Annotated in this window: 28 protein-coding genes and 1 tRNA gene; 13 read left to right on the top strand and 16 right to left on the bottom strand. The window is 69.9% G+C overall.

Going from position 1 to position 26,033, the window contains the following annotated elements; translation table 11 throughout:
• Positions 1 to 14 precede the first annotated feature (14 nt).
• A complete protein-coding gene (locus ACFRFH_RS00485; RefSeq protein WP_382461075.1) occupies positions 15 to 2,204 on the top strand; it encodes a family 16 glycosylhydrolase in 2,190 nt (729 codons plus the stop codon).
• Between the two features lie 293 nt (positions 2,205 to 2,497).
• Positions 2,498 to 3,094 (top strand): hypothetical protein, encoded by a 597-nt coding sequence (locus ACFRFH_RS00490; protein ID WP_382461076.1) that lies wholly within the window; start codon positions 2,498 to 2,500, stop codon positions 3,092 to 3,094.
• Between the two features lie 208 nt (positions 3,095 to 3,302).
• Here the strand turns inward: ACFRFH_RS00490 and ACFRFH_RS00495 are convergent.
• Both ACFRFH_RS00495 and ACFRFH_RS00500 read right to left on the bottom strand, forming a co-directional pair.
• Positions 3,303 to 3,377, bottom strand: a tRNA-Arg gene (locus ACFRFH_RS00495).
• Positions 3,378 to 3,416: 39 nt separating this feature from the next.
• Complete coding sequence (locus ACFRFH_RS00500; RefSeq protein WP_382461077.1) at positions 3,417 to 3,914, bottom strand: HNH endonuclease; 498 nt, start codon at positions 3,912 to 3,914, stop codon at positions 3,417 to 3,419.
• Between the two features lie 14 nt (positions 3,915 to 3,928).
• Between ACFRFH_RS00500 and ACFRFH_RS00505 the strand changes: the two genes are divergently transcribed.
• Positions 3,929 to 4,138 carry a hypothetical protein gene (locus ACFRFH_RS00505; RefSeq protein WP_382461078.1) on the top strand — a complete coding sequence of 70 codons (210 nt, stop codon included), beginning with the start codon at positions 3,929 to 3,931 and terminating at the stop codon, positions 4,136 to 4,138.
• A 156-nt stretch (positions 4,139 to 4,294) separates the two neighbouring features.
• On the opposite strand, the gene ACFRFH_RS00510 is transcribed toward ACFRFH_RS00505, so the two are convergent.
• Together ACFRFH_RS00510 and ACFRFH_RS00515 are read right to left on the bottom strand one after the other, a co-directional pair.
• Positions 4,295 to 5,146 carry a C40 family peptidase gene (locus ACFRFH_RS00510; RefSeq protein WP_382461079.1) on the bottom strand — a complete coding sequence of 284 codons (852 nt, stop codon included), beginning with the start codon at positions 5,144 to 5,146 and terminating at the stop codon, positions 4,295 to 4,297.
• A gap of 301 nt (positions 5,147 to 5,447) precedes the next feature.
• Complete coding sequence (locus ACFRFH_RS00515) at positions 5,448 to 6,137, bottom strand: metal-dependent transcriptional regulator (RefSeq protein ID WP_382461080.1); 690 nt, start codon at positions 6,135 to 6,137, stop codon at positions 5,448 to 5,450.
• Positions 6,138 to 6,272: 135 nt separating this feature from the next.
• On the opposite strand from ACFRFH_RS00515, the gene serC reads away from it, so the two are divergent.
• Together serC and ACFRFH_RS00525 are read left to right on the top strand one after the other, a co-directional pair.
• Positions 6,273 to 7,388: a phosphoserine transaminase gene (gene serC / locus ACFRFH_RS00520; RefSeq protein WP_382461081.1), complete on the top strand. Its 1,116-nt coding sequence runs from the start codon at positions 6,273 to 6,275 to the stop codon at positions 7,386 to 7,388.
• Positions 7,389 to 7,424: 36 nt separating this feature from the next.
• Positions 7,425 to 7,670: a DUF2530 domain-containing protein gene (locus tag ACFRFH_RS00525; RefSeq protein WP_382461082.1), complete on the top strand. Its 246-nt coding sequence runs from the start codon at positions 7,425 to 7,427 to the stop codon at positions 7,668 to 7,670.
• Here ACFRFH_RS00525 and ACFRFH_RS00530 read toward each other — a convergent pair.
• Together ACFRFH_RS00530 and ACFRFH_RS00535 are read right to left on the bottom strand one after the other, a co-directional pair.
• Positions 7,614 to 8,480 (bottom strand): DUF3027 domain-containing protein, encoded by an 867-nt coding sequence (locus ACFRFH_RS00530; RefSeq protein WP_382461083.1) that lies wholly within the window; start codon positions 8,478 to 8,480, stop codon positions 7,614 to 7,616. The genes ACFRFH_RS00525 and ACFRFH_RS00530 overlap by 57 nt on opposite strands.
• A complete protein-coding gene (locus ACFRFH_RS00535; protein ID WP_185276707.1) occupies positions 8,473 to 8,853 on the bottom strand; it encodes a cold-shock protein in 381 nt (126 codons plus the stop codon). Before ACFRFH_RS00535 ends, ACFRFH_RS00530 begins: the two co-directional genes overlap by 8 nt.
• Before the next feature lie 56 nt (positions 8,854 to 8,909).
• Here ACFRFH_RS00535 and ACFRFH_RS00540 point away from each other — a divergent pair, with 56 nt between their 5' ends.
• The 4 genes from ACFRFH_RS00540 to ACFRFH_RS00555 are packed head-to-tail and all read left to right on the top strand — an operon-like array spanning position 8,910 to position 13,056.
• A complete protein-coding gene (locus ACFRFH_RS00540; RefSeq protein ID WP_382461084.1) occupies positions 8,910 to 9,197 on the top strand; it encodes a hypothetical protein in 288 nt (95 codons plus the stop codon).
• Positions 9,198 to 9,219: 22 nt separating this feature from the next.
• Positions 9,220 to 11,082: a helicase-associated domain-containing protein gene (locus tag ACFRFH_RS00545; RefSeq protein ID WP_382461085.1), complete on the top strand. Its 1,863-nt coding sequence runs from the start codon at positions 9,220 to 9,222 to the stop codon at positions 11,080 to 11,082.
• A 6-nt stretch (positions 11,083 to 11,088) separates the two neighbouring features.
• The gene (locus tag ACFRFH_RS00550) at positions 11,089 to 12,777 is read left to right on the top strand and encodes a DNA repair helicase XPB (RefSeq protein WP_382461086.1); all 1,689 of its coding nucleotides are present in this window, start codon (positions 11,089 to 11,091) and stop codon (positions 12,775 to 12,777) included.
• A 54-nt stretch (positions 12,778 to 12,831) separates the two neighbouring features.
• Positions 12,832 to 13,056, top strand: a complete 225-nt coding sequence (locus ACFRFH_RS00555) for a hypothetical protein (protein WP_382461087.1) — start codon at positions 12,832 to 12,834, stop codon at positions 13,054 to 13,056.
• A gap of 98 nt (positions 13,057 to 13,154) precedes the next feature.
• Here the strand turns inward: ACFRFH_RS00555 and ACFRFH_RS00560 are convergent, their stop codons facing one another.
• The 4 genes from ACFRFH_RS00560 to ACFRFH_RS00575 are packed head-to-tail and all read right to left on the bottom strand — an operon-like array spanning position 13,155 to position 16,902.
• Positions 13,155 to 14,027, bottom strand: a complete 873-nt coding sequence (locus ACFRFH_RS00560; RefSeq protein ID WP_382461088.1) for an aminoglycoside phosphotransferase family protein — start codon at positions 14,025 to 14,027, stop codon at positions 13,155 to 13,157.
• Complete coding sequence (locus ACFRFH_RS00565; RefSeq protein WP_382461089.1) at positions 14,024 to 14,779, bottom strand: pyrimidine reductase family protein; 756 nt, start codon at positions 14,777 to 14,779, stop codon at positions 14,024 to 14,026. The genes ACFRFH_RS00560 and ACFRFH_RS00565 overlap by 4 nt, the downstream gene beginning before the upstream one ends.
• Entirely contained in the window at positions 14,772 to 15,668 is an 897-nt protein-coding gene (gene folP / locus ACFRFH_RS00570; protein WP_382462709.1) for a dihydropteroate synthase, read from the bottom strand. The genes ACFRFH_RS00565 and folP overlap by 8 nt, the downstream gene beginning before the upstream one ends.
• A gap of 13 nt (positions 15,669 to 15,681) precedes the next feature.
• Complete coding sequence (locus ACFRFH_RS00575; RefSeq protein ID WP_382461090.1) at positions 15,682 to 16,902, bottom strand: NAD(P)/FAD-dependent oxidoreductase; 1,221 nt, start codon at positions 16,900 to 16,902, stop codon at positions 15,682 to 15,684.
• A gap of 166 nt (positions 16,903 to 17,068) precedes the next feature.
• On the opposite strand from ACFRFH_RS00575, the gene ACFRFH_RS00580 reads away from it, so the two are divergent.
• Positions 17,069 to 17,761 carry a response regulator transcription factor gene (locus tag ACFRFH_RS00580; RefSeq protein WP_179605211.1) on the top strand — a complete coding sequence of 231 codons (693 nt, stop codon included), beginning with the start codon at positions 17,069 to 17,071 and terminating at the stop codon, positions 17,759 to 17,761.
• Between the two features lie 50 nt (positions 17,762 to 17,811).
• Entirely contained in the window at positions 17,812 to 19,524 is a 1,713-nt protein-coding gene (locus ACFRFH_RS00585) for an ATP-binding protein (RefSeq protein ID WP_382461091.1), read from the top strand.
• Between the two features lie 20 nt (positions 19,525 to 19,544).
• Here the strand turns inward: ACFRFH_RS00585 and ACFRFH_RS00590 are convergent, their stop codons facing one another.
• The 5 genes from ACFRFH_RS00590 to ACFRFH_RS00610 all read right to left on the bottom strand — a co-directional run bounded on the left by ACFRFH_RS00590 (position 19,545) and on the right by ACFRFH_RS00610 (position 23,817).
• Positions 19,545 to 20,663 carry a hypothetical protein gene (locus tag ACFRFH_RS00590; RefSeq protein WP_382461092.1) on the bottom strand — a complete coding sequence of 373 codons (1,119 nt, stop codon included), beginning with the start codon at positions 20,661 to 20,663 and terminating at the stop codon, positions 19,545 to 19,547.
• Between the two features lie 92 nt (positions 20,664 to 20,755).
• Positions 20,756 to 22,375: a chaperonin GroEL gene (gene groL, locus ACFRFH_RS00595; RefSeq protein ID WP_382461093.1), complete on the bottom strand. Its 1,620-nt coding sequence runs from the start codon at positions 22,373 to 22,375 to the stop codon at positions 20,756 to 20,758.
• Between the two features lie 193 nt (positions 22,376 to 22,568).
• On the bottom strand, positions 22,569 to 22,772 hold the full coding sequence (locus ACFRFH_RS00600) for a cold-shock protein (RefSeq protein WP_382461094.1): 204 nt from the start codon (positions 22,770 to 22,772) through the stop codon (positions 22,569 to 22,571).
• Between the two features lie 180 nt (positions 22,773 to 22,952).
• Entirely contained in the window at positions 22,953 to 23,501 is a 549-nt protein-coding gene (locus tag ACFRFH_RS00605; protein WP_382461095.1) for a LytR C-terminal domain-containing protein, read from the bottom strand.
• 22 nt (positions 23,502 to 23,523) lie between these two features.
• Entirely contained in the window at positions 23,524 to 23,817 is a 294-nt protein-coding gene (locus ACFRFH_RS00610; RefSeq protein WP_382461096.1) for a DUF3263 domain-containing protein, read from the bottom strand.
• Between the two features lie 177 nt (positions 23,818 to 23,994).
• Between ACFRFH_RS00610 and msrB the strand changes: the two genes are divergently transcribed.
• Entirely contained in the window at positions 23,995 to 24,426 is a 432-nt protein-coding gene (msrB, locus tag ACFRFH_RS00615) for a peptide-methionine (R)-S-oxide reductase MsrB (protein WP_382461097.1), read from the top strand.
• Positions 24,426 to 24,977 (top strand): nitroreductase family protein, encoded by a 552-nt coding sequence (locus ACFRFH_RS00620; protein ID WP_382461098.1) that lies wholly within the window; start codon positions 24,426 to 24,428, stop codon positions 24,975 to 24,977. The genes msrB and ACFRFH_RS00620 overlap by 1 nt, the downstream gene beginning before the upstream one ends.
• 78 nt (positions 24,978 to 25,055) lie before the next feature.
• On the opposite strand, the gene ACFRFH_RS00625 is transcribed toward ACFRFH_RS00620, so the two are convergent.
• Positions 25,056 to 26,015, bottom strand: coding sequence for a DMT family transporter (locus ACFRFH_RS00625; protein WP_382461099.1), 960 nt, complete (start codon positions 26,013 to 26,015; stop codon positions 25,056 to 25,058).
• Positions 26,016 to 26,033: the final 18 nt, after the last annotated feature.

Below are 26,033 nucleotides of genomic sequence, written 5' to 3' on the forward strand. Positions count from 1 at the left end.
GGCATCTCCATCCTATGAATCTCACCGAAACACTCCACCCGCTGCGAGGGGCGACCTTTCGAGCGTGGCGCGCGGCGATCGCTCTCGTTCCGGGTGGCCGTATCCGAGCGTTCGGGCGTGGTCCCGGTCGGATCGAAGCGATCCTCGTAATCAATCTGGATCGGCAGCCAACGCGATGGCGTCGTGTTGCGCGGGAGCTACGACGCTTCAAGACGGTCGACGGGGACAACCTGATGTCGATAGTGCGCCGCTTTGCAGCTATTGACGCTCGGGATGGTCGCGCGGTCGCGGCCACGGCTGACGTCGACCCCCTCTACCAGATCGGTGATCAACTTTTCGTCCAGCCCGATGACCGCCTTGCGCAGTCCTTCCAAGCCGATGAGCCAGTTCGCATGTCTCGACAAGAGATTGCCGTTGCCAGGTCACACATCGAGGTTTGGAAATCCATTGCCATAGGCGCGGAATCCCACGTCTTGGTCCTCGAAGATGACGCGTGGTTTAGACCGGCGGCGGGATCATCCATTGATCGAATCTGGCGTGAAGCCGGTACGCGAAAAGCGAAGGCTGACGGCCCGGACCTCGTGTATCTGTCCTATGAGGACGCAGGCGGCACAGCATTAAGGGAGGACGAGCACGGTGGCGTCTTTCGACCGATACGGGGCCTCTGGCACTTGTCCGGGTATGTGCTCTCCCGAGCAGGCGCGAAAAAGCTCTTACGATCGATGCCGGTCGAAGGCCCAGTCGATCTCTGGATGAACTACCGGCTGGCAGAGCTCGACGCGCTGGCGATGACATCCCCCGCAATCGGGCAACGGCTGGACGGGGAGTCCGACAACGCGTACTCGGTGATGCCGTATTTGGCTCGAGCCGGTGTCGTCGACGGAGGCCACGCAGTGATGCCTGGGGGACTACTCGGTTCCGAGCGCGTGCTCGCATGGACGCGCCGTGGTGATCGAGAAGGTCTTGCGATGGCACTCTCAATGCTTGGGCTGCGAGTTCGTGTCTTCGACATCGGCGAAGAATTGCTTTCCGACGCCGATTTAGTCAAGGAGCTTCGAGTCTTCGACGCTCTCGTCGACCCTCCTCTAAAGTCATCGGCGCTTGAGTCAGCCATGGCAATAGAAAGCACGAAGTTCGTCTTCGAGGGTCAGGACGGCGGTCCGGCCCAAACGGTGCGCAAGGACGTCTCTGCTTCTCGGATTGCAACAGTCAGCCCCGAAGGCGATGAGGAGGCAGCCTGGCAAGCGCTGTGCGAGCTGCTCAAGATTCCCAGCCCGGTTGAGCCCTTCCCTCTTGGCGCGCCAAGCTCCTTTCAGCTCTTTCGGCATGATCGCTCTCCGGATCATTCGGCGGATGGAAGACAACAACTCGGTAGCGTGCTGCCGATGGATGACTCGCCGTGGGTGTTACCGCCGGGTGCCCTGTGGCGCCGGCGCTATCGCGGTGAGTTGCCAAGCCATGCGGCCGAGACTGTCATCGTTGCCGCGCCCATGACTGACGTATCGGAATCGTTTCCGAGCATGACGGAAACATTCCCAGGCAATCTCGCATCCTTCTCACCTGACAATCTGTTGTACGGCGATGGAGGAGTTCGCGTCGTCCTCGAAAGGAGAGATGGCGCCAGCCGTCCGTTCGTGTCTGGGGCGCTTGCATCTGAACGAACCTTCCTCCACGGACGGTTCCAGGCAGACATCCGAGCGGCGGCAGGTCCAGGTGTCATTACCGGGTTCTTTCTACACCGTGGTTCGCCGCGACAGGAGATTGACATCGAGATCGCCGGATCTGATCCGACACGGATGCTGACGAACGTGTACTTCAACCCCGGCGATGAGGGGTCCGCCTTCGATTACGGATATCGAGGCGCGCCCCACCGAGTCGACCTGGGCTTCGACGCCACCCAGGAATTCCACGAGTACGCCATCGTATGGACCGAGGACGGGATCGTATGGCTAGTGGACGGCATCCCCGTACACGAGCGCACAAGCTGGAATCCGACACCGATTCCACACCTCACAATGCGGCTCCACGCCAACCTTTGGGCGCCGCGGTCTCTGGAACTTGCCGGGCAGATCAACAATCATGATCTGCCAACTTCTGCAGAGTTCAGAAATGTCGTCGTCTCAAGCACGAGAAGTGGATCGTGCCCCATCCACGGTCAGCGCTCTCGGCCGGACCAGCTCTGTGATGTCGGATGCTTGCTATAGAGGGAGCATCGGTTCAATCAGCAGCGTTCGTCCAATCGACGGGCTTGGGTCGCCGCTGACGGACGTCGAAGTCTTATCTTTGTTCGACGAGAGGGTTCTTTCCGAGAGCGGTGGCGGGTCGTGAAGCACGCGACCTCTCCCACATGCCGCCTGAGTTCTTGGAAACGCGGAATCCAGCTTGAGGAGAGAACGCTCGCCAGTGTCTGATTAACAACGTGGACGTGACCGCGCCTCGCTCATTGAGCTACTCAACGAGTTCCTGACGTATCTGCTCACCTAGTACTCTGCACTACGTGGAAGACGATGCCGCGGCCAATAGCGTGCTCGCGGCATTGCCGGCCGGCACACCGACCCGAGTTTACGAATGGGTTCTTCCTCCCCTGCTCCTGGTCGGTCTTGCTGCACTCGAAGTTTGGGCCGCACTCAGCGCCGGCTCGCACGGCGCACCACTTTTCTCGGCCCTAGCCGTGTCCGTCTGTATTGTGGCGGCCGGAACTCTCTTGGTCTTCGGTTACCGCGCGTATCGGGCGCTCACTGCGGAAACCGCAGAACAGTACCTCATTATTGGGACGGCAGCGCTGCTCGTGTCCGGCGCCTTGCTCTCACTGGGGTTCTACGGATGGATTCCGCTGATGCAGGCAGGACGACTCGCCGCCGGCCGGAGCTGGCGTCCCTTAAGGCTTCTGCGCACGATCATGCCGAGACGCCGCTGGCGGCGCCTTGCAATCCTCGCCGTGGTTGTCGGCGTCGCCTGCCTCTTCCTGCTCCCGGTCGCACGCCTCTTGGACTCCCCACCACTGATCGGAATCGCTATCGCCGGGCGAATTGTCGGCCCGCTCATCTTTGGCTACGCCTTTCGGCTGCGACCGGGCGCGTCTGGGTTGTTTTGAATGAGGCGTCGCTCCGACGCAGGCCAGCGACTCTTCGTCGCCGTCATTTGGAGCGATCGAGTGAGGGCGACTGAGATCACACGAGATCTCTTAGAGTTTCTTAGAGTTTTTCGACGTCCCTGTGGGCAAATTGTGGGCAAAAACGAAAATCGGCGATTTCCATTTCGATGGAAATCGCCTATGACCAGCAATTTTACAGCACCCTCAATGGTGCCCCTGGAGGGACTCGAACCCCCAACCTTCTCCTTAGGACGGAGCAGCTCTTCCATTGAGCTACAGAGGCCAGCCCTTCCAGCCTACCCGAGGCCGTTGGGGCGCAAAGTCAGGCCGCCACCCCCAGGTAGTCCTGCCAGTCTGCCTGGCCGCCCTCCACGCCGCGGACCACCCATGAGCTGTCGTGCGGGGCGTGGGGGGTGAGTTTCAGCGTCCAGCCCATCTCGGCCGGGGTGCGGTCGCCTTTGACGTTGTTGCAGCGCAGGCAGCAGGCCACCAGGTTCTCCCAGCTGTCGGCGCCGCCGCGGGAGCGTGGGAAGACGTGGTCGATCGTCGTCGCCGTCTTGCCGCAGTAGCCGCAGCGGTGGCTGTCTCGGCGCAGCACACCGCGGCGCGAGACCGGCACCTGGCGGCCGTGCGGGATGCGCACATACCGGGTCAGCAGGATCACCGACGGGCGGTCGTAGCGGCCCGAGATGCTCCAGACCGGGTGGGCCGCGTCGCTCGACAGCACTGTCGCCTTCTGATTCATCACCAGGACGATGGCGCGTTTGAAGGAGACGACCGCGAGGGGCTCGTAGCCGGCGTTGAGGACCAGTGTTTTCATCTGCGTCCTTTCGGGTGGACGGGGCGAACGGGTGCCAGGGAAACAAAAAGGGCACTGTCCGAACGGACAGCGCCCTGGAAGACGGCGGCATGGTGGCGGCAGGCCACATGGTGGCGCTGGCAGGCCTCGAAATGGTGGCGGCAGGCGAGGAAGTCGCGGTGGCGCGGCAGCAGCTCACGCTCGGCTCGGAGGCCGCGACCCACCTCGGTGGTCACCCTGGGTGACCGCACGGTGGTCGACTCGGCCATCGGAGACTCCGATCTGCACGGCTGCCTGGCAGTTGCGCCAGGGCATCAGAGTAACGCAGAAATGGCGCGCCACCTATTCGTGGCGCGCCATCTCTGGTGCGTGGACCGCAGTGTTCACCGCGGGTTCTGCTGTCAGATACCCAGCCGGACGACGTAGTAGTCGCTGGTCCAGATCGGGCGGATCGAGATCGAGCGGCCCGAGTCGGGGGCGTCCATGATGTTGTTGTTGCCGGCGTAGAAGCCGATGTGGCCGGGCATCACGATCAGGTCGCCCGGCTGGGCGTCGTTGATCGAGATCTTGGTGCCGCGGGCGGCCTCCCCCGACACCGAGTGCGGCAGGGAGATGCCGAACTGGGCGTAGACGTACATGACATAGCCGGAGCAGTCGAAGCCGCTCGGGCTGGCGCCGCCGTAGACGTACGGGGTGCCGATGTACTGCTTCGCCACCGAGAACACCTGCGGGAGGCTGAAGCTCGGGTAGGGCGGGTTGGCCAGGAAGGAGGAGACGGACGGGCCGGAGTTGCTCGCGTAGTTGGCGAGGGACACGGCGGCGCGCTGGCGGGCGGCCTCAGCGGCAGCGGTGGCGGCGGCTGCGGCCTTGGCCGAGTCGAGCTGCTGCTGGCTGGTCGCGGTGGCGACGTCGCGGCTGACGGTGGAGGCGGTGACGCCCTGGCCGACGGCCACGGACTGCGCCGCCGCCTTCTTCATGCTGTCGGACGCGCTGGGGCCGAAGCTCGCGGAGTCCGCGCCGTTCGGGTTGAACGCGAAGGCGGGGAGCGACATGGTCGCGATGATGCCGGTGGCCACGGTGATGACGCCGACGTTGAGGATCCAGCCGCCCTTGCGCTTCGCGGCGGGCTTGGCGGACTCCTTCGCAGCAGGGGCCGGCGTCTTCGCGACAGCCTTGGGAGCTGCGGCGACCGGCGCCTTCGCCGTGCGGAGCGACCGCCTGGAGACGAGGTGGGACCCGGGCGCGGACGTCATCGACGTCGGTGAAGCAGCGGTTTCCGGGTCTTCAGGGGTCCGGTCCTGGGCAGGATCGGACGAACCAGAGTGTGCCAAAGTGCAACCTCCTGCGCTCCAGCAGCACTAGGGAGCTGCTCCCGTCCGATGCGATCGGCATTCGGTTCACCGGCCAGGGAGACGGGCTTCAGGGGGGTTGGAGCGTCCCGGTCGGGGTCCTATTGGGCCGGCTTCTGGCCCGTTCGAACTCGTTAGAGACTACGGGACCACTTGGCGTTTGTCACTTCGTTTCGCGCACTTTTTAACGAAACGGTAACGGAGGTCAGGCCTCGACGAAGATGTGCGCTGCGAGCTCGTTCGGGAGTTCGAGGCCGGCCTCGAAGCCGTCGATCTGCACGGTGACGTACGAGCCGGCCGCAGCGAAAGTGCCGGTCGAGCCGGGAAAAACCCCGGCCTGCTTGAGCTGGAGGAGCAGCTCGGGGTCGACCTGCGCCGGCTCGCCCAGCCGGCGGATCCTGGCAGTCACCTCAGAATCGCCGCCGCGCACGACGTCGACGAGGTTCACCAGATTCTCAGTGGAGGCCGCGTCCGGGGAGCCCAGCTCGGCGAGCCCGGGGATGGGGTTGCCGTACGGCGACTCGGTCGGGTGGCCGAGCATGGTGATGAGCTTCCGCTCCACCTGCTCGCTCATGACGTGCTCCCAGCGGCACGCCTCCTCGTGCACGTACTCCCACTCCAGCTCGATCACGTCGCTGAGCAGGCGCTCGGCGAGGCGGTGCTTGCGCATGACGTGCACGGCCTTGCGGCGGCCGTCGTCGGTGAGCTCCAGGTGGCGGTCGCCGGAGACGACGACGAGACCGTCGCGCTCCATCCGGCCGACGGTCTGCGAGACGGTCGGGCCGGAGTGGCCGAGACGCTCGGAGATGCGCGCGCGCAGCGGGACGATGTTGTCCTCCTCCAGCTCCAGGATGGTGCGAAGGTACATCTCTGTCGTGTCGATCAGGTCGGTCATGAACCCCTCCGTGCAGGCCGCGCGATTCTGCGGATACGAGCCTACTTGCTGCCGGCGACGCCGAGGTGACGGCACCCCGCGTAGGACGCCGTCATGGACCCGCCTCACCCGTTCAACAGCCAATACACTTCAGTTATGCCGGACGTGACCATTCCCACCGACCTCCTGCCCGCCGACGGACGATTCGGCTGCGGGCCGTCCAAGGTCCGTCCGGAGCAGGTCGCGGCCCTGGCCGGCCCCGGCGCGGAACTGCTCGGCACGTCCCACCGCCAGGCGCCGGTGAAGGACCTGGTCGGCCGCGTACGCTCGGGACTGGGCGAGCTGTTCCGCCTCCCCGACGGGTACGAGGTCGTCCTCGGCAACGGCGGCTCCAGCGCGTTCTGGGACGCCGCGGCGTTCTCGCTCATCGAGCAGCGCAGCCAGAACCTGGTCTTCGGCGAGTTCGGCGGCAAGTTCGCCAAGGCGGCGAAGACCCCGTGGCTGCAGGCCCCGCACGTCATCGAGGCTCCGGCGGGCTCCCGGGCGGAGGCGGAGGCCGTGGCGGGAGTCGACGTCTACGCCTGGACGCACAACGAGACCTCCACCGGTGTGATGGCGCCGGTGACGCGCGTGCACGGCGACGCCGGCGCACTGACCGTGATCGACGCGACCAGCGCGGCGGGCGGCGCGGACTTCGACGCGAGCGAGACGGACGTCTACTACTTCGCTCCGCAGAAGAACTTCGCCTCGGACGGCGGTCTCTGGCTGGCGCTGTTCTCCCCCGCCGCCATCGAGCGGGTCGAGCGGATCGCCGCGAGCGGCCGCTACATCCCGGAGTTCCTCAGCATCAAGAACGCGATCGACAACTCGCGCCTCAACCAGACGCTGAACACTCCGGCGGTCGCGACGCTCGTGCTGCTGGAGAACCAGCTCGAATGGATGAACGGCAACGGCGGCCTCGCCTGGGCGGACGCCCGTACGAAGGAGTCGTCCAACGCCCTGTATGCGTGGGCGGAGCGCGTCGAGTACGCGACCCCGTTCGTCGCGGACCCGGCGCACCGCTCGCAGGTGGTCGTCACGACCGACTTCGACGACCGGATCGACGCAGCCGCCGTCGCCAAAACGCTCCGCGCGAACGGCGTCGTGGACACCGAGCCGTACCGCAAGCTGGGCCGCAACCAGCTCCGCGTCGCGACGTTCACGGCCATCGAGCCGGACGACGTGCGCGCGCTGATCGGCTGCGTCGAGTACGTGGTCGAGCGGCTGGGCTGAGCCGGGCAGCACCGAAGAAGAAGGGACGGGCCGAACGTGCGACTCTGGCTGCGCGACGACGAGCGCCGTCCCGACCCGGTGCCCGTGCCGACGGACGGCCGCATCGCAGTGCTCGTCGGCACCGGGCTCTGGGCGCTCGCGCTGATCCCAACGCTCGTCTACGCCGGCCCGATCACCGCCGCGGGTGGCGGCTGGTGGATCTGGACGGTGGTCGTCGGGATCGCGCTAGGCCTGCTCGGGTTCGGCTGGCTCAGCGTCATCCGCGCCCGCAAGCGCCGGTGAGTCGCTGAGGGCATCCGCCTCGTCGGCGTCGTCGGATTCAGTCTCGTCGGCCTCGGCACTGTCGTCCGCGAGCGCCGCGGCCTCCTCGGTCGCGAGGTCGAGCTCCGTGTCGACGTCGGTGTCCTCGTCGAAGGCCACATCGACCGAGTCGATGTCGACGCCGTCGAGGTCGTCGTCGGCGTGGAGGTCGTGGACATCGCGGTCGTCGTCCGCGTACTCGTCGGCCTCGGACTCGTCGGAGTCCTCGTCGTCGTACTCGTCGTCGTCCTCGTAGTCATCGGCGTCGTCCTCGACGTCGGCGTCGTCGCCCTCGGCTCCCGCCGCATCGGCCTCGGCGGCGAGCGCCTCCTGGGCGGCCTGGTACTCGGCCAGGCGCTCCGACCACGGCACCCAGTCCGGCGCGAGGAGGGCGTCCTCGCCCGGCATCAGTTCGGCCTCCAGCACGGTCGGCTCGGTGTCGCCGTCGGCCCGGCCGACCGTGACGGTCCAGTGCCAGCCCGGGTAGCCCGCGAGCACGGCGGCGAACTGCAGCGAGACCGCGCCGGTGGGCTCGACGACGTGCCCGAGGGGGTCGCCGATCGTGCTCTCCGGGGTGATCTCAGCGAGGCCTGCCCGGGCGAGCGGGAGCGCGGCCAGGAGGTCGGCGACCTCGGCCTCGCTCAGCTCGACGACCGTCGGCTCGGGGACCTGCGCGTCAGCGTCGGTCGGCTCCTGCGCCGTCGGCACCTCGGTGCTCTGGTCCTCGGTGCTCTGGTCCTCGGTGCTCTGGTCCTCGGTGCTCTGGTCCTCGGTGCTCCGGTCGTCAGGCATCCAGGTCGTCCGCAACCCGGCGCAGCACCGCCGCGATCTTGGCGCCGTGCGCCTTGTCGGGGTACTTGCCGCGGCGCAAGTTGGCGCCGATGCCGTCGAGCAGCTTCACGAGGTCCTCGACGATGATCGCCATGTCGTCGGCCGACTTGCGCTTCATCTTCACCAGGCTCGGAGGGGCCTCCAGCACGCGCACCGAGAGGGCCTGCGCGCCGCGCTTGCCGTCGGCGATGCCGAACTCGAGCCGCGACCCCGCCTTCACGACGGCGCCGGCGGGCAGCGCCGAGGCATGCAGGAAGACTTCCTGGCCGTCATCGGTGGCGATGAAGCCGAAGCCCTTCTCTTCGTCGTAGAACTTGACCTTGCCGGTAGGCATGGGAACCTCACTTCACATGGGGGATCGAATGACCAACCTCAATTATCCTTGATTTCGTGACCCAGCAGACCCCACCGCCCGCATCGCGGCTCCAGCGCGTCCTCTCCTACATCGTTGCGGCGCTCGTCGTCGTGTCGCTGGTGTGCATCGCGGCCATCCTCGTGGGGTCCGCCCTCGGCGGGATGCCGGAGCAGGGTTCCGGTCAGGGACTGTGGCCGGCGGTGTTCCTGTTCCCCCTCGTGGCGCTCCCCATCGCGTTCGTGCTGCTGATCACACTCATCATCGTCACGGGCCGCCAGCGCAGCCGCGCGGCGAAGGCCGCCGGGCCCAAGGACCGGCGCTGACCTCCCCCTCCGGACCGCCGCGATGACGACGACGCTCGCCCTGGCGGCGCGGCTGCGCGCCCTGCCGGACGACGAGCTCGCCGCCCTGCTGCGTGCTCGTCCGGTGCGCCGCGCCGGCATCTCCGACTTCTTCGACCTGGCCGAGGCGCTGCTCGACCCGGAGTCCGTGCAGCGGGCGCTCGCGCCGCTCGACCGGCTGCGGCTCGCCACCCTCGCGGTGCTCGGCGAGGCGGGCGGCGCCGAGAGCGGCGAGGCGATCACCGCCCGGCTCGGCCGGCATCCCGCGACGGCCGGCACGACGACGGACGCCGTTCGCGCGGCTGTCGACGCACTCGCCGCCCTCGCCCTCCTGCACCCTGCGGACGACGGCGCCGCCGCCTACGACGCGGTCACGGCACGGCTCGCCGCCTGGCCGGCGCTCGGCCTCCCCCGGCCGGCGGCGCTGCTCGACACCGCGCCACCCGCCGTCCCCGACCCGCTCACCCCCGCTGAGCTGGCCGGGTCCGAACGGCTCGCCGCCGAGCGCGCGTTCGAGGCCGTCTCCGGCGTCTCCGAGCTGCTGACCGAGCTCGGGCGGGAGGGCGCACGCGAACTCCAAAAGGGCGGCCTCGCCCTCCCGGCCGCCAAGCGCCTCGCGGACGCGCTGGCGGTCGACGCCGCCGTCGTCCCCGTCGCGCTCTCCGTCGCCGCCCGCGCCGGGCTGGCCGCGGTCGCGGACGGGCTCTGGCTGCCGACCGCCGAGGTCGCCGCCTGGCAGCACGCCACGACGGCCGATCGCTGGCGCGACCTCGCGGGAGCCTGGCTCGACGGCCTCCCCGACGACGTCCGCGCGCTGCTCACGGCGCGCAGCCGGTCGCCGTGGGGCGAGCCGCTGCGCGCACAGCTCGCCTGGCTTTACCCGGCAGCGGTCGCCGAGACCGAGGAGCGCGTCGACCAGTACGTCCGGGAGGCCGAGTGGCTCGGCGTCACCGCCGGCCGGTCTCCCGGCAGCGCGGGAGCCCTGCTCCTGGAGGCGGGACCCGCAGCGGCCACCGCGGCGATGGTCGTGCACTTCCCTGCCGAGGTGTCCCAGGTCTACCTCCAGCACGACCTGAGCGTCATCTCGCCCGGCCCGCTCGCGCCCGACGTGGAGGCCCGGCTGCGCACGATGGCCGACCTGGAGAGCCGGGCGCTGGCCTCCACCTTCCGGTTCTCCGCGGCCTCCATCGACCGCGCGGTGACCGCGGGCGAGACGGCCGCGAGCATCCACGACTTCCTCGCCGCGGTCTCCCTCACCGGGGTGCCGCAGCCGCTCGACTACCTGATCGCCGACGCCGTCGAGCGCCACGGCCGGGTGCGGGTGCGCGACGGCGAGGCGGGCGCGGAGGGCAAGGCCGTTGTGCGGTCGGACGACGCCACGCTGCTCGGCACGATCGCCGTGGACCAGTCGCTGTCGTCGCTGCGGCTGCTGCGGGCGGACGAGCGGACGCTGGTCAGCCGGTTCCCGCGCGACGTCGTGTACTGGGCGCTCAGCGACGCGCGCTACCCGGTCGTCGCCGAGGACGCCTCCGGCGCGCTGGTGACCCCGCAGCGCCGGAGGACCGCGGAGCGGACGACGGCCGCCGCGACTCGCGACACCGCCGCCGAGCTCGTCGCCCGGCTGCGCTCGGCGGACGCGACCGAGGAGGACACCGGAGAGCAGTGGCTCGCCCGCCAGCTCGACCAGGCGGTCCGCGCGCGGACGACGGTCATCGTGCAAGTCGCGATGCCGGACGGGCGGCTGGTCGACTACCTCCTGGAGCCGACCGGCATCGGCGGAGGGCGCCTGCGCGGGCGCGACCGGGCGGCGGACATCGAGCGGACCCTGCCGCTCTCCAGCGTCAAGGGGCTGCGCAGCGTAGACTGAGCGGTCATGTCCGATGGCCCCCTGATCGTCCAGAGCGACCGCACCGTCCTCCTCGAAGTCGCGCATCCCGCGGCCGAGGACGCCCGGCACGACCTCGCCGTCTTCGCCGAGCTGGAGCGCGCGCCCGAGCACATCCACACCTACCGCATCACGCGGCTCGGGTTGTGGAACGCCCGCGCGGCCGGGCACACCGCCGAGGACATGCTGGGGACGCTGGAGACGTACTCCAAGTTCCCGATCCCGCAGACGGTGACGGTGGACGTCTCGGAGACCGTCGCCCGCTACGGCCGGCTGGTCATCGAGCGCGACGAGGAGGGCACGCTGCTGCTGCGCTCCGCCGACCGGGCGGTGCTGCTGGAGGTCGCGACGGCCAAGCGCATCGCCCCGCTGCTGGTGGAGCGCCGCGACGAGACGACCTTCACCGTGGAGGCCTGGGCGCGCGGCCAGCTCAAGCAGGAGCTCGTCAAGCTCGGCTGGCCCGCGGAGGACCTGGCCGGTTACACCCCCGGCACTCCGCACCCGATCGAGCTGGACGAGCGCGACTGGGCGCTGCGCGACTACCAGCGCAAGGCGGTCAGCAACTTCTTCGACGGCGGCTCTGGGGTCGTGGTGCTCCCCTGCGGCGCGGGCAAGACCCTGGTCGGGGCGGGCGCGATGGCCACGGCGAAGACCACCACGCTCATCCTGGTGACCAACACCGTGTCGGCGCGGCAGTGGCGGGACGAGCTGATCAAGCGCACCTCCCTCACCGCGGAGGAGATCGGCGAGTACTCGGGCCAGGTCAAGGAGGTCAAGCCGGTCACGATCGCGACCTACCAGATCCTCACCGCCAAGCGGAAAGGCGAGTACGCGCACCTGGCGCTGCTCGACGCGCTGGACTGGGGCCTGGTCGTCTACGACGAGGTGCACCTGCTCCCCGCGCCGGTGTTCAAGCTGACCGCCGACCTCCAGGCGCGGCGCCGGCTGGGCCTGACCGCGACGCTGGTGCGTGAGGACGGCCGGGAGGGTGACGTGTTCAGCCTGATCGGCCCGAAGCGCTTCGACGCGCCGTGGAAGGAGATCGAGTCGCAGGGCTTCATCTCCCCCGCCTCCTGCTTCGAGGTGCGGATCGACCTGCCGGCCTCCGACCGGCTGAGCTACGCCGCGGCGGCGGACGACGAGCGCTACCGCCTCGCGGCGACGGCCCCGGCGAAGCTGGACGTCGTCCGGCAGCTGGTCGACCGGCACGCCGGCGAACGCATCCTCGTGATCGGGCAGTACCTCGACCAGATCGACGAGCTCGCGGAGGCGCTCGGCGCGCCGCAGCTCACGGGCGCGACGCCGGTGGACGAGCGCGAGCGGCTGTACCAGGAGTTCCGCGAGGGGATGACGCCGGTGCTCGTGGTCAGCAAGGTCGCGAACTTCTCGGTCGACCTCCCGGAGGCGACGGTCGCCATCCAGGTCTCCGGCTCGTACGGCTCGCGACAGGAGGAGGCGCAGCGCCTCGGCCGGCTGCTGCGGCCGAAGCAGTCGGGGCTGTCGGCGAACTTCTACACGCTGGTCTCGCGCGACACCGTCGACCAGGACTTCGCGCAGAACCGGCAGCGGTTCCTGGCGGAGCAGGGGTACTCGTACACGATCCTCGACGCACACGCCCTCGCGGCGGCGCAAACCCACGCCGAGGGGCACGTAAACGCCCCTAAAAGTGCGTTTTAGGGGCGTTTACGTGCCCTTCGACGGGCACCGTTACCGGCGGCATATGCTCGTCGCATGTCCGAGGATTCGCGGGATGGCTCCACGCCTCCGCGCGCGAACAGAAGGTACGCCGGCATCGTCGAGTCCATGATCACCTGGCTCTTCATCGCCGACTCGGATCCGCGAGCCGAAGCGAAGCGTGCGTTCGTCCACTGGGTCGCTGTCAGCGCCACAGTGTTCTTCGCCCTGGGGTTCGTAGCACTCATCGTGATCATGCTCGCCGCCGTCCTCCGGAACTGAAGCCCTGCGCGCAGTACGCGTCGCTGCGCTTCCCGAAGGGCACGTAAACGCCCCTAAAAGTGTGTTTTAGGGGCGTTTACGTGCCCTTCGACGCAGGGTCAGACGCCGGGGTCGGCGGCGAGGCGGGCGAGGGTGCGGCGCGAGGGCGCGTCGTCGGGGCTGTCACGGACGCTGATGAGCGCCTTCCAGAGCGCCCAGGCGCGCGCCCGCTGCTCGGTCGCCGCGTCAAGGCCGACCGCGTCGAGGAAGGCGCGCCGCGCGTCCCCGTCGAACATCGTCCACGCCGGGACGAGGTCGCAGGCCGGGTCGCCGACCCCGGAGGTGCCGAAGTCGATGACGGCCGAGAGCCGCGCATTCCGGACCAGGAGGTTACCGGGAGCCGCGTCACCGTGCAGCCACACGCCCGGCCGCTCCCACTCCGATCCCTCGGCGGCGTCCCAGATCCGTCGCGCCAGCCGTGGGTCGATGGTCGGTGCGCCGGCGGGCATCGCTTCGAGCGCCTCCTCCCGGTAGACCCCGGGGGGCGCGCCGCGGTAGAAGTTGTGGCTCCCGGCCGCCGGGCCGCCGGTCGCGTCCACGCGCCGCAGCGCCGTCAGGAAGGCGCCGAGCTCGGCCGCCAGCACGACGGCGTCCACGTCGTCCACCAGTCCGAGCGGAGTGCCGGGCAGCCACCGGTAGATCGACCACGCGAACGGGTAGCCCTCGCCCGGCTCCCCCTGCGCGACCGGCTGCGGGATGGGGAGCGGGAGCTGCGGCGCGAGGCGCGGCAGCCACTCGTGCTCCTTCGCGACCTGCTCGACGTAGCCGCGCGCGCTCGGGAGGCGCACGCTGAGCTCCTCGCCGAGCCGGAAGGTGCGGTTGTCCCAGCCGCTCAGCTCCACGTCGCGCACCGGCAGCGAGCGGTACGCCGGGAACTGGGCGTCGACCAGCCGCCGGACCAGCGCCGCGTCGACGGGCACGCGATCGGTCATGCGCGCTTCACGTAGCGCAGCAGCAGGGTGTCGCCGGACTGGAGCACATGGGCGAGCCGCATCTCCGGCGGGACGATCGGCGCGGCCCCGGCCGAGATGCGGGAGGCGACCCCGGCCTCCAGCGTCGCGGCGACGGTCAGGCACAGCTCGTCCACGACCCCGGCCGCGATGAGGTCACCGAACAGGTGCGGTCCGCCCTCGCAGTGGATGCGGCTCAGCCCGCGTTCGACCAGGCCCGCCCGCAGCAGGGCGGGTTCGACGCGCTCCTCGCCGCAGACCACGACGTCGGCCACCTCGGCTAGCGCCTCCCGGGTGTCGCGCCGGGACAGCTCGGTGGTGACGACGATCGGGCGCTCCGGCGCATCCCGGAAGATCGGGCTCGCCGGGTCGAGGTCGAGGCTGCCCGAGACGATCGCGAAGACCGGGTGCGCGGTCATCCCGGCGTCGCGGCGCGCCCGCTGGGAGACCTCGTCAACGCGCATCGGGCCGTAGCCCTCCGCGCGCACGGTGCCCGCGCCGACCAGCACCACGTCGCAGAGCCGGCGCAGGATGTCGAACACCCGGTGGTCGGCGTCGTCGGAGAGCCCGCCGGAGAGGCCCTGCCGGGTGGCGGCGCCATCGATGCTCGACACGAAGTTCACCCGCAGCCACGGGCTCCCCGCGCCCTCGGAGTACAGCTCGGCGATGCGCCCGTCCCCGATCCCCTCCTCCGCGGGCAGCGGGGAGATCCGGTCGATCGCGGCCTCACTCATTGACGTCGCCCATGTTGTGCTTCAGGTAGGCCGGCTCGCGCAGCCCCAGGATGGCCTCCGTCATCCGCGCCGCGGCCACCGACCCCGCCACGTCGTGCATCCGGATGATCCGCGCGCCGTTGACGATCGCGACGACCGCCGCGGCGATCGAGCCGTCCCTGCGCTCCGCGCGCGGGGCGTCCAGGGTCTCGCCGATGAAGTCCTTGTTCGAGACCGCCGCGAGGGTGGGATAGCCGAGGTCCGCGATCTCGGAGAGCCGCCGGGTGAGTTCCAGCGACTGGAGCGTGTTCTTGTTGAGGTCGTGCCCGGGGTCGAGGATGATGCGCTCCTCCGGGACGCCGGCCGCGACCGCGCGATCGACCCGCTCGAGGAGGAAGTCCGCGATGTCCCGCGCGATGTCGTCGTACGCCGGCCGCGCGTAGAAGGTGCGCGGCGCGGCGAGGCTGTGGGTGAGCACGAGGGTCGCTTCGCTCTCCGCGACGACGCGGGCGAGGTCGGGATCGCTGAGCCCGGTGGTGTCGTTGACGACGGTCGCGCCGGCAGCGATGGCCCGGGCGGCCACCGCCGCGTGGAAGGTGTCGACCGAGATCACGACGTCCGACCCTGCGCGCAGCTCCGCGACGACGGGCACGACCCGGTCGGCCTCCTCGCCGGGCGGGATCGCCTCGCCGGGCGCGAACGGGGCGCCGCCGATGTCCACCCAGTCCGCTCCGGCCGCGACGGCGTCGAAGGAGGCGGCGACCGCGGCGTCGAGGGCGAACGTGCGGCCCTGGTCGAAGAAGGAGTCCGGCGTGCGGTTCACCACGGCCATCACGGCGACGCGGCGGGAGAAGTCGAAGGTGCGCGCGCCGATGGTGCGCACGGGGACGCGGAGCGGGGGCAGGTACATCGCGGTGCCGGTCTCAGAGCTCTGCAAGGTCCACGCTCTCGTCGGTGAGCCGGTCGGGATCGACGGCCTCCCGGCCGCGGATCAGGCGCTGGATGTGCTCCTGCACGTCCCACACGTTCACGTTCATCCCGGCGACCACGCGGTCGTCGCGCAGCCAGAAGGCGATGAACTCGCGGGCCGCCACGTCGCCGCGGAAGACGACGCGCGCGCCGGAGGCAAGGGGTGCGTAGCCGGAGTACTCCATGCCCAGATCGTATTGGTCGGAGTAGAAGTACGGGATGTCGTCGTAGCTCGCGTCCTCCCTCGCGATCGCCCGCGCGGCGACGGTTCCGCCCGCGATGGCGTTGGCCCAGTGCTCGTTGCGGAGCCGCTGCCCGAGCGCCGGCAGCAGCGGATTCGCGACATCCCCGACGGCGTACACGTCCTCCACCGCGGTGCGCATCGCCTCGTCGGTCGGGATGCCGTTGTCCAGCGCGAGGCCGGACTGCTCGGCCAGCTGCGTGTTCGGCGCGGCGCCGACGCCGGCGACCACCACATCGGCCGGGATCCGCTCGCCCGTCGCCAGGACGACGACCTGCTCGTCGCCGCCCTCCACCGCCGACACCTGCGCCGCGTTGCGGAAGACCACGCCGTTGTCGCGGTGCAGCCGCTCGAACACCCCGCCGAGCTCGGGTCCGATCGCGGGGGCGAGCGGCACATGCGCGCGCCCGACCACCGTCACATCGTTGCCGTAGCCGCGCGCCGCGGCGGCGACCTCCATGCCGATCCAGCCGGAGCCGACGACGACGACGCGCCGGGAGCCGACCTCCAGGGCCGCCCGCAGCCACTGCGAATCCTCGATGGTTCTCAGAGAGAAGACGGCGCCGTGACCGCTGCCGGGCACCCCGAGCGGACGGGCGTGGGCACCGGTCGCCAGCACCAGGCTGTCGTAGGTGATCCGGGCGCCGCCCGCGAGGAACAGCTCGTGCGCGGCCGGGTCGAACGAGCCGGCCGTCGACCCGGGGAGGAACTCCACGTCGTTGTCCGTGTACCAGTCCGCGGGCTTCACGGTGGCGTCGTCGAAGGCGGAGTCGCCTTTCAGATACTCCTTGGAGAGCGGCGGGCGGATGTAGGGATGGTGCTCCTCCGCGCCCAGCAGCATGATGCGGCCCGCGAAGCCCCGGGACCGCAGCTCGACGGCCGTCGTCGCCCCGGCGAGACCGGCTCCGACGATGACCACAGTGGGATTGGACATAGTGCTCCGATCGCTGGTCTCCTCAGCATCCACTCTTCACACTGCCTGCGCCAGTCCCGTGCACGGCGCGCGTGGGCCGGTCGCACTGCCCGCACCGGCCCCATACACTCACCGCGCACCGTCCACTCACAGACAGAATTCAGCAGACGCGCAGATACTGTTTCGCATGAACGCAGGACCCCGCATTCTCATCGTCGACGACGAGCCGAACATCCGCGATCTCCTCACCACCAGCCTCCGTTTCGCCGGCTTCGCCGTGCGCGCGGTCGGCAACGGAGCCCAGGCGATCTCCGCGGTCCTCGAAGAGGAGCCAGACCTCATCATCCTCGACGTCATGCTCCCGGACATGAACGGGTTCGGCGTCACCAAGCGGCTCCGCGGCGCCGGCTACACCGCGCCCATCCTGTTCCTCACCGCCAAGGACGACACCGAGGACAAGATCACCGGCCTCACGGTCGGCGGCGACGACTACGTCACCAAGCCGTTCAGCCTCGACGAGATCGTCGCGCGCATCAAGGCCATCCTGCGCCGCACGATGCAGGCCGACGAGGACGCCGTCATCCGCGCGGGCGAGCTCACGATGGACCAGGACACCCACGAGGTCTACGTCGGCGACACCCCCATCGAGCTCAGCCCGACCGAGTTCAAGCTGCTGCGCTACCTGATGCTCAACCCCAACCGCGTGCTGTCGAAGGCGCAGATCCTCGACCACGTCTGGGAGTACGACTTCAACGGCGACGCGGGCATCGTGGAGTCCTACATCTCCTACCTGCGCCGCAAGGTGGACGCGCACTCCAGCGAGCCGCTCATCCAGACCAAGCGCGGCTTCGGCTACATGCTCAAGGCCGCGAAGGCGTGACCGGCGCTCACACCCTCGGCTCAGCACCGTCTGCTTAGACTGGCGGCCTGATGCACTCACGCCTGCTCGACCGCTGGAACGCGATCTCCCTCCGGACCAAGATCACCGGGGTGACCGTGCTCATGCTGACGCTCGGGCTGCTGGTGACCGGCATCGGGACGATGTCGATGCTGAAGCCGGTGCTGATCGACCAGCTCGACGCGCAGCTCTCGGCGGCGTCAGGGGCCACGTACGTCAACACGTACCTGTTCGGCTCGTCGTCGGACAAGGACAAGATCGCCACCGACTCGAGCCCGTCGGACTATTTCGCGGCGCTGTACGACGCCAGCGGCAACCTGGTGAAGACGAACTGGAGCAACATCCCGTTCGCCCACCGGCCGGCCATCCCCGAGAAGCTCAGCCTGACGGAGGCCAAAGCCCTGCCGGCCGGCGGCTTCTCGATGGCGAGCAACGACGGCCACACCGCGTACCGGGCGCTCGTCACGACGCAGACGTTCGCGCAGACCGGTGAGCTCGCAACCGCGATCGTCGCCACCACGACGAGCCAGATCGACACCGTGATGGCGAGCTTCCTGGCGATCTTCCTCGGCTTCGGCGTCATCGTCATCATCGTCGGCGCCGGCCTCACTCGGATGCTGGTGACGACGACGTTCTCCCCGCTGCGGGAAGTCGAACAGACGGCCGCGGCCATCGCCGACGGCGACTTCAGCCAGCGCCTCGGCGGCGCGACGCCGAACACCGAGGTCGGCCGGCTCAACCGTTCGCTCAACACGATGCTGAACCGCATCGACCGGGCCTTCAACGACCGCGCGCGCACGATCGACCAGATGCGACGGTTCGTCGGCGACGCCTCCCACGAGCTGCGGACACCGCTCGTCTCCGTGCGCGGCTACGCCGAGCTCTACCGGATGGGCGCGCTGCAGACACCGGAGGACGTGGCCCAGGCGATGGACCGGATCGAGAAGGAGGCCATCCGCATGGGCCTCCTCGTCGAGGACCTCCTGGAGCTGGCGCGGCTCGACGAGACGAAACCCCTCGACCTCCAGCCGGTCGACCTGGTGCGCATCGCGCAGGACGCCGCGATGGACGCGATGGCCGGCGCCCCCGGCCGCCGGGTGACCGTGCTGACGCCCGCGCCGGTGCCGGCCGTGCTGCGGACCGACCCGGCCGAGCCCGGGCTCGACACCGTGCCGATGAGCCTCCCGGAGGACCTGACCCGCCCGCCGGGCGCGACCGGCCCGATCGCCTTCGCCGGCTCGGCGCTGGCCCGGCTGCGCCGCAGCAACCGCGGACGCCGGGGCAGCACGGGCCCGATCGCGGTCACGACCGCGGAGAAGGTCGTCCTCGCCGCTCCCCCGGCCGAGCCCGCGATCGTGATGGCGGAGGAGAACAAGCTCCGCCAGGTCGTCACCAACCTGATGGGCAACGCCCTCCGTTACACCCCGGAGGACAGCCCGATCGAGATCGCGGTGCAGGTCGACCACCGCGCGGACCGCGCCGTGCTCGAGGTGCGCGACCACGGCGAGGGCATCCCGCCGCAGATCCGCGACAAGATCTTCCAGCGCTTCTGGCGCGCCGACTCCTCCCGCGCCCGCGAGACCGGCGGCAGCGGCCTGGGCCTGGCGATCGTCTCCTCCATCGTGGCGGCGCACCACGGCACCGTGGAGGTCGTGGAGACCGACGGCGGCGGAGCGACCTTCCGGGTGTCGCTGCCGCTGGTGGACCCGCGCCGGGCGACGGAGGCTCCGCGCACGGCTCTCTGACCGCGTCAGAGCCGGCCGGGTCAGAGCCGGCCGGCCACCCACCCCACGACCGAGGCCGCCTGGTCGTCGGAGCCGGACACCGCGGCGAACTGGATCCACGCGTCGCCGACCAGAGCGTCCACCACCGTCTCGGCGGGCGTGGACCCGGACGCGTCCGTATGGCGGACCAGCGTGGCGAGCTCGGTGCTGCCGAGCTTGATCGTGCCACCGCTGGCGTCCGGGTCGCGGCCCACGACGAGGCCGTGATAGGTCGCGAACGCGGCGGACGCACCTCGGAGGACGGAGACGGTGCCGATCAGCGAGGAGTCTCCCGTGCCCGCGCGGTACGCGCAGACCGTGACCCGCGGGTCCGCGAGGAGCGCGTTCGGCAGTCCGAAGGTCGCGGCCGGGGCGAGGACGGCGACAGAAGCCGCGCCGTAGCTGCCGGCGACGGCCTTCAGCCAGGCGGCGTCGGCGCAGGACAGCGGCTTCACCGGGGCGGGTGTCGCGGCGCGTGCGTCGATCGCGGCGACGGTGGGCACGAACGATTGGACGAGCGCGTGGAACGCCTTCTCGTCGATGGTGGAGGTGCTGCTCACGGCGTCGACCGCCAGCCAGGAGCTGCCGACCAGCACGTTCGTGTGGCAGGTGCTCCCCCCTGACGTCGCCGGGCCGCAGTCGCCGCCGCGGGACTCGCCGCCGTCGTAGTGCGCGCCCGTCGCCGCGGTCTGGGCGTACTGCTGGGCCTGCCACTGCCAGTTCGCGGTCGCGCGCGGCAGGAGCTGCACGGAGAGCAGGTGCACCGGCGCCGTGGAGGCCGCGGGATTCGCGGCGGGGTCGTCCCCCCAGCGGCACCAGCCGCCGCCCGCCGCCTGGGCGCCGAACGGTCCGCGCCCGGACGGCGTCGTGAGCGCCCCCGCCGGGGTCGTCGCCAGTGGCGCTGCGCCGCCGAGCAGTGCCTCGACCGCGGGCGTGGCGGTGAAGGCCGCGCAGTCGAAGGGCGGTGCGACGTCCACGGCGGGCGCGGAGGTCGCGCGCGGGCTCGCCGGCCCGGCGCCCGGCAGCCCGAGCGCCTGGCAGCCCGACAGGCAGAGCAGCGCGGCAGCCAGGCCGGCGACGGCCGCCGCCCGGGACCACCTTGTCGCCGCCCTGTTCGCCACCCGCTCCGCCTCCGCCCGATCGTGACGACGATAACAGCGAAGAGGGCGCCTCCCGCGAACGGGAGGCGCCCTCTACTGCGTGTCGGACGGACTCAGAAGTCCATGCCGGCGCCCGGGTCGCCGACCGGCGCCGAGTTCTTCTCGGGCTTGTCGGCGACGACGGCCTCGGTGGTGAGGAACAGGCCCGCGATGGACGCGGCGTTCTGCAGCGCCGAGCGGGTGACCTTCACCGGGTCGTTGATGCCGGAGGCCAGCATGTCGACGTACTCGCCGGTCGCGGCGTTGAGGCCGTGACCCACGGGGAGCTCGCGCACCTTGGCGACCACGACGCCGGCCTCGAGGCCCGCGTTGATGGCGATCTGCTTCAGCGGCGCCTCGATGGCGACGCGGACGATGTTCGCACCGGTCGCCTCGTCGCCCGTGAGCGACAGCTTCTCGAAGGCGGTCTTGCCGGCCTGGATGAGGGCGACGCCACCACCGGCGACGATGCCCTCCTCGACGGCGGCCTTCGCGTTGCGGACGGCGTCCTCGATGCGGTGCTTGCGCTCCTTGAGCTCGACCTCGGTGGCCGCGCCCGCCTTGATGACGGCGACGCCGCCGGCGAGCTTCGCGAGACGCTCCTGGAGCTTCTCACGGTCGTAGTCCGAGTCGGTGTTCTCGATCTCGCCACGGATCTGGGCCACGCGGCCGGCGATGGCGTCGGGGTCGCCCGCGCCCTCGACGATGGTGGTCTCGTCCTTGGTGATGACGACCTTGCGGGCCTGGCCGAGCAGGTCGAGGGTGACGTTCTCGAGCTTGAGGCCGACCTCCTCGGAGATGACCTGGCCGCCGGTGAGGATCGCGATGTCCTGCAGCATGGCCTTGCGGCGGTCGCCGAAGCCCGGGGCCTTGACGGCGACGGACTTGAAGATGCCGCGGATCTTGTTGACGATCAGGGTGGCCAGGGCCTCCCCGTCGACGTCCTCGGCGATGATGAGGAGCTGCTTGTTGGCCTGGATGACCTTGTCGACGATCGGGAGCAGGTCCTTGATCGAGGAGATCTTCTGGTTGGCGATGAGGATGTAGGTGTCCTCGAACACCGCCTCCTGGCGGTCCTGGTCGGTGACGAAGTACTGCGACAGGAAGCCCTTGTCGAAGCGCATGCCCTCGGTCAGCTCGAGCTCGGTGCCGAAGGTGTTCGACTCCTCGACGGTGACGACGCCCTCCTTGCCGACCTTGTCGATGGCCTCGGCGATGATCTCGCCGATGGTGGTGTCGCCGGCGGAGATGGACGCGGTGGCGGCGATCTCGGCCTTGGTCTCGACCTCCTTGGCGCTGGCGATGAGCTCCTCGGTCACGGCCGCGACGGCCTTCTCGATGCCGCGCTTCAGCGTGATGGGGTCGGCGCCGGCGGCCACGTTGCGGAGGCCCTCCTTGACGAGCGCCTGAGCGAGCACGGTCGCGGTGGTGGTGCCGTCGCCCGCGACGTCGTCGGTCTTCTTGGCGACCTCTTTGACGAGCTCCGCGCCGATCTTCTCGTACGGGTCGTCGAGCTCGATCTCCTTCGCGATGGAGACGCCGTCGTTCGTGATGGTGGGAGCGCCCCACTTCTTCTCGAGGACGACGTTGCGACCGCGCGGGCCCAGCGTCACCTTGACGGTGTCGGCCAGGATGTTGAGGCCGCGCTCGAGGCCGCGACGGGCTTCCTCGTCGAAAGCAATGATCTTTGCCATGTGTTTCTCGTCCCTCCCGGACGTCTGCGAAAGATTCGGTGTGTTAGCACTCGATCAGGCGGAGTGCTAAAGCGATTCTGGCACTCGCGACAGTGGAGTGCAAGGTGACCGGTGCGCCGGGAGCGGACAGAGAGAAAGGAGCGCCGCCCCGAAGGGCGGCGCTCCTCTTAATGGTCTTGCCGATCGCTGCGTACTACAGCGGACGCACCGCCTCGGCCTGCGGGCCCTTGTTGCCCGACCCGACCTCGAACTGCACCTGCTGGCCCTCTTCGAGAACCTTGTAGCCGTTCATGTCGATTGCGGAGTAATGAACGAAAACGTCCTGTCCCCCACCCTCGACGGTGATGAATCCGTAGCCCTTTTCAGCGTTGAACCACTTCACGGTCCCGTTCGCCATGCATTACTCCCATTGCTGTGTCGCTCGCGTGGTCCAGCGCCGCGCGTTGACTCCCGATCCTAATGCTTGCAATAGCCGTTTCCGCCAGTCTTTTCGCCAATCCGTTACCAAATCGGCTCAAAGTTAAACACGCGTGAAACAAAGGGATGAGCGCGCGTACACGCGCGGAACGACGCGGTCTCAGCCCTTGTAGTCGCTGCCCACGACCACGGTCAGGTCGGCGCCGCTGGCCGCGAAGTCCTGCGTGAGCGCGACGGTCGCGCCGGGGAGCGACTGCGCCACCCCGAGCGCCGCCGCCTGGTTCTTGGCGTCGGCGTAGTAGACGATCGTCTGGGTGAGGTCCTGCTTGTCGGCGTTCGCGATGGCGCCGACCTTCCAGCCCGCCTTCGTCAGGGTGTCGCCGACCTTGCCGCCGAGTCCGGAGGTCGTGGTGCCGTTCAGCACGTTCACCGTCAGCGAGGGGTCGACGGTCGGGACGATCGTCGGCGTGGGCGTCGCGGTCGGCGTCGGGGTGCCGGTCGGGGCGTTGGTCGAGCCGTGGAAGGAGATGGAGCCGCTGACCAGCGAGAGCCCGAAGATACCCGCCGCCACGAGGACGACGACGGCGAGCGCGGCCCAGCCGACCGCGATCCAGCCGCGGCCCTTCGGCCGGGGAGCCCGGTGCGCACCGACGCGCTGCAGACCGTCGGGGATGTCGTCGAACCGGTCTCTCGGGTACTTCTCTGCCATCTACAGGTATTTCCTCGCGGTGTCAGTCGCCGGACGGGAGTGTCCGGGATCGCCGTGCTGCCAGCCGGGTCTCGCGCAGCCGGAGCAGGCGCTTGACGAGCATGGGGTCGTGCTTGAGCGCCTCCGGCCGGTCGATCAGCGCTCCGAGGAGTTGATAGTACCGGGCGGCGGAGAGACCGAACTCCTCGCGGATGGCCTGCTCCTTGGCGCCGGCATGCCGCCACCATTGACGCTCGAACGCGAGGATGGCCGCCTCACGGTCGGTCAGGCCGGTCGCGTCCGGCACGGGGATCCGGTGGTCCGCAGCCTCCGCCACAGTGCACCGCCTCCCCTCACCGTCTTCGAGTCAGCCCTTCCCCGCGCTCGCGCCTCATCCTAGGGGCGCTGTCCTGTGCGTTACCCGTTTGCGCCCGGCAGGTCGCAGGCCGGAACAGGGAACAGGCGCACAGGCGCCGCCGTTTAGGCTGGGGACGGACGACGAAAGGAACGCACGATGAGCGCATCGCACGACGAGGCAGCGCAGGGCACCCACGGTGTCGAGAAGACCGACGAGGAGTGGCGCCGCGAGCTCAGCCCGGAGCAGTACGCGGTGCTGCGCGAGGCGGGCACGGAGCGGCCGTGGACCGGCGAGCTGCTCGACGAGGGCCGCGCGGGTCTCTACACCTGCGCCGCGTGCGGGGCGGAGCTGTTCAAGTCGGGCACCAAGTTCGACAGCGGCTGCGGCTGGCCGAGCTTCTACGAGTCGATCCGGCCGGAGGCCGTGCAGCTCCTGGAGGACGACAGCCTGGGCATGGCGCGCACCGAGGTGCGCTGCGCGAACTGCGACTCGCACCTGGGCCATGTGTTCCCCGACGGCTTCGGCACTCCGACCGGCGACCGCTACTGCATGAACTCGATCTCGCTGAACTTCACGCCAGAGGCCTGATGTCGGAGCTCGTCGAACGGGTCGCCGCACGCCGGTCGTACTCGCGCGTGACCTCCGCGGCGCCGACGCACGAGGAGCTGCTGCCGCTCGTGGCCGCTGCCGGCCGCGTCGCCGACCACTCGGCGCTGCACCCGTGGCGGGTCATCGAGCTGCGCGGCGACGCGCGCGTGCGGCTGGGCCACGCGTTCGTGAAGGACGCCAAGGCGACCGGCGAGGAGGCCGAGAAGCTGGCGGCCAAACCGCTGCGCTCGTCGCTGCTGCTCGCGATCGTCGCGGTGCGCACGCCGAGCGAGAAGGTGCCCGGCTGGGAGCAGGACGCGGTCGCCTCCGGTGTCGCGCACCTCCTGAGCCTGTTGCTCCACGACGCCGGCTGGGGCGTCATGTGGCGCACCGGCCACCACACCCGGTCGAAGGCCGTGCACCGGATGCACGCTCTCGCTAAGAACGAGCGGCTCCTGGGCTGGCTCTACGTCGGCGGCGTGCCCGACGACGGCAAGGAGGCCCACCGCACCTCCATCGACCCCGAGCGCTTCCTGACGACGCTCGACTGACGCGGCTTCCAGGGGTCGCAACACGCCGTCACGCCGAACGAGTAGCGGCGTGTTGCGTCCCCTCGATGGAGCGCGTCGTCAGTCGGCGGCCGAAGAAGGACGCCGTCGGCGCCAGCGGATGCTCGCCACGGCGACGGCGACGAGGGCGAGCAGCGTGCCGGCGACGGTCGAGAACGCGACGGGCGCGGGCGAGCTCGGCGCGAGCACGTCGAGCAGGAGCGCGGTCACGAGCTGGCCGGCGACGGTCGCGAGGCCGAGCAGCAGCACGCCCGTGATCCGGACGAGCAGCGCGGCGGCCGCGATGAACACGCAGCCGATCGCGCCGCCGAAGTAGAGCCACGGCTCGGTCGGCAGCGGCTTCGGGAGGCCGCGCAGACTCCAGTCGACGGCCATGATCACCAGGAGCACGGTCGTCCCGACGACGAAGTTGATGAAGGTCGCGGTCAGGGCGCTCTCGGCGACCACCCGCACCTGGCCGTTGACGGCCTGCTGCCAGCCGAGGCCGAGGCCCGCGATCAACGGAAGCAGCATCAGCCAGATCGGCACGGGGCCGCCGAGCTGCGCGGACACCGCCCAGGTCACGGCGCCGAGGGCGATCAGGGCGCCCGTGAGCCGCGCGGGCGTGATCGGGCGGCGGCCTCCGGGGCCCAGGCCGATGCGGTCGAGGACCAGGCCGCTGACGGTCTGGCCGGCCACGACCGCGACCGTGAACAGCGCGACGCCGAGCACCGCGGCGGCGACGCCCTGCGACAGCACCAGGAACGCGCCCGCGCATCCGCCGGCGACATACCACCAGGGCAGCTCGCGCGTGCGGAGTGCGGCGACGACCCGGCCGAAGCCGCGCCGCCCGGCGGGGGCGATCGCCATCGCGACGAGGAGGATCACCAGCCCGGAGCCGAAGGAGATGACGGCGGCCGTGACCCCGTCGCCCAGCCGCTGCCCCAGCTCACCGTTGATGCGCGACTGCAGGGCCACACCGGCCCCGCAGAAGATCGCGCAAACGAGCGCGAGCCAGAGGGGGAAGGAGCGGGAGGTCACTCCTCCAAGCCTAGGGGC

Origin of the sequence: Leifsonia sp. NPDC056824 (genome assembly GCF_042789575.1) — a bacterium.
Taxonomy (GTDB): Bacteria; Actinomycetota; Actinomycetes; order Actinomycetales; family Microbacteriaceae; genus Leifsonia.

Coding starts and splice junctions, on each gene's coding strand:
- ACFRFH_RS00485 (WP_382461075.1), top strand. CDS start 15: ATGAATCTCACCGAAACACTCCACCCGCTGCGAGGGGCGACCTTTCGA.
- ACFRFH_RS00500 (WP_382461077.1), bottom strand. CDS start 3,914: ATGAAAACACTGGTCCTCAACGCCGGCTACGAGCCCCTCGCGGTCGTC.
- ACFRFH_RS00510 (WP_382461079.1), bottom strand. CDS start 5,146: ATGACGTCCGCGCCCGGGTCCCACCTCGTCTCCAGGCGGTCGCTCCGC.
- ACFRFH_RS00515 (WP_382461080.1), bottom strand. CDS start 6,137: ATGACCGACCTGATCGACACGACAGAGATGTACCTTCGCACCATCCTG.
- serC (WP_382461081.1), top strand. CDS start 6,273: ATGCCGGACGTGACCATTCCCACCGACCTCCTGCCCGCCGACGGACGA.
- ACFRFH_RS00530 (WP_382461083.1), bottom strand. CDS start 8,480: ATGCCTGACGACCGGAGCACCGAGGACCAGAGCACCGAGGACCAGAGC.
- ACFRFH_RS00535 (WP_185276707.1), bottom strand. CDS start 8,853: ATGCCTACCGGCAAGGTCAAGTTCTACGACGAAGAGAAGGGCTTCGGC.
- ACFRFH_RS00545 (WP_382461085.1), top strand. CDS start 9,220: ATGACGACGACGCTCGCCCTGGCGGCGCGGCTGCGCGCCCTGCCGGAC.
- ACFRFH_RS00550 (WP_382461086.1), top strand. CDS start 11,089: ATGTCCGATGGCCCCCTGATCGTCCAGAGCGACCGCACCGTCCTCCTC.
- ACFRFH_RS00555 (WP_382461087.1), top strand. CDS start 12,832: ATGTCCGAGGATTCGCGGGATGGCTCCACGCCTCCGCGCGCGAACAGA.
- ACFRFH_RS00560 (WP_382461088.1), bottom strand. CDS start 14,027: ATGACCGATCGCGTGCCCGTCGACGCGGCGCTGGTCCGGCGGCTGGTC.
- ACFRFH_RS00565 (WP_382461089.1), bottom strand. CDS start 14,779: ATGAGTGAGGCCGCGATCGACCGGATCTCCCCGCTGCCCGCGGAGGAG.
- folP (WP_382462709.1), bottom strand. CDS start 15,668: ATGTACCTGCCCCCGCTCCGCGTCCCCGTGCGCACCATCGGCGCGCGC.
- ACFRFH_RS00575 (WP_382461090.1), bottom strand. CDS start 16,902: ATGTCCAATCCCACTGTGGTCATCGTCGGAGCCGGTCTCGCCGGGGCG.
- ACFRFH_RS00580 (WP_179605211.1), top strand. CDS start 17,069: ATGAACGCAGGACCCCGCATTCTCATCGTCGACGACGAGCCGAACATC.
- ACFRFH_RS00585 (WP_382461091.1), top strand. CDS start 17,812: ATGCACTCACGCCTGCTCGACCGCTGGAACGCGATCTCCCTCCGGACC.
- groL (WP_382461093.1), bottom strand. CDS start 22,375: ATGGCAAAGATCATTGCTTTCGACGAGGAAGCCCGTCGCGGCCTCGAG.
- ACFRFH_RS00600 (WP_382461094.1), bottom strand. CDS start 22,772: ATGGCGAACGGGACCGTGAAGTGGTTCAACGCTGAAAAGGGCTACGGA.
- ACFRFH_RS00605 (WP_382461095.1), bottom strand. CDS start 23,501: ATGGCAGAGAAGTACCCGAGAGACCGGTTCGACGACATCCCCGACGGT.
- msrB (WP_382461097.1), top strand. CDS start 23,995: ATGAGCGCATCGCACGACGAGGCAGCGCAGGGCACCCACGGTGTCGAG.
- ACFRFH_RS00620 (WP_382461098.1), top strand. CDS start 24,426: ATGTCGGAGCTCGTCGAACGGGTCGCCGCACGCCGGTCGTACTCGCGC.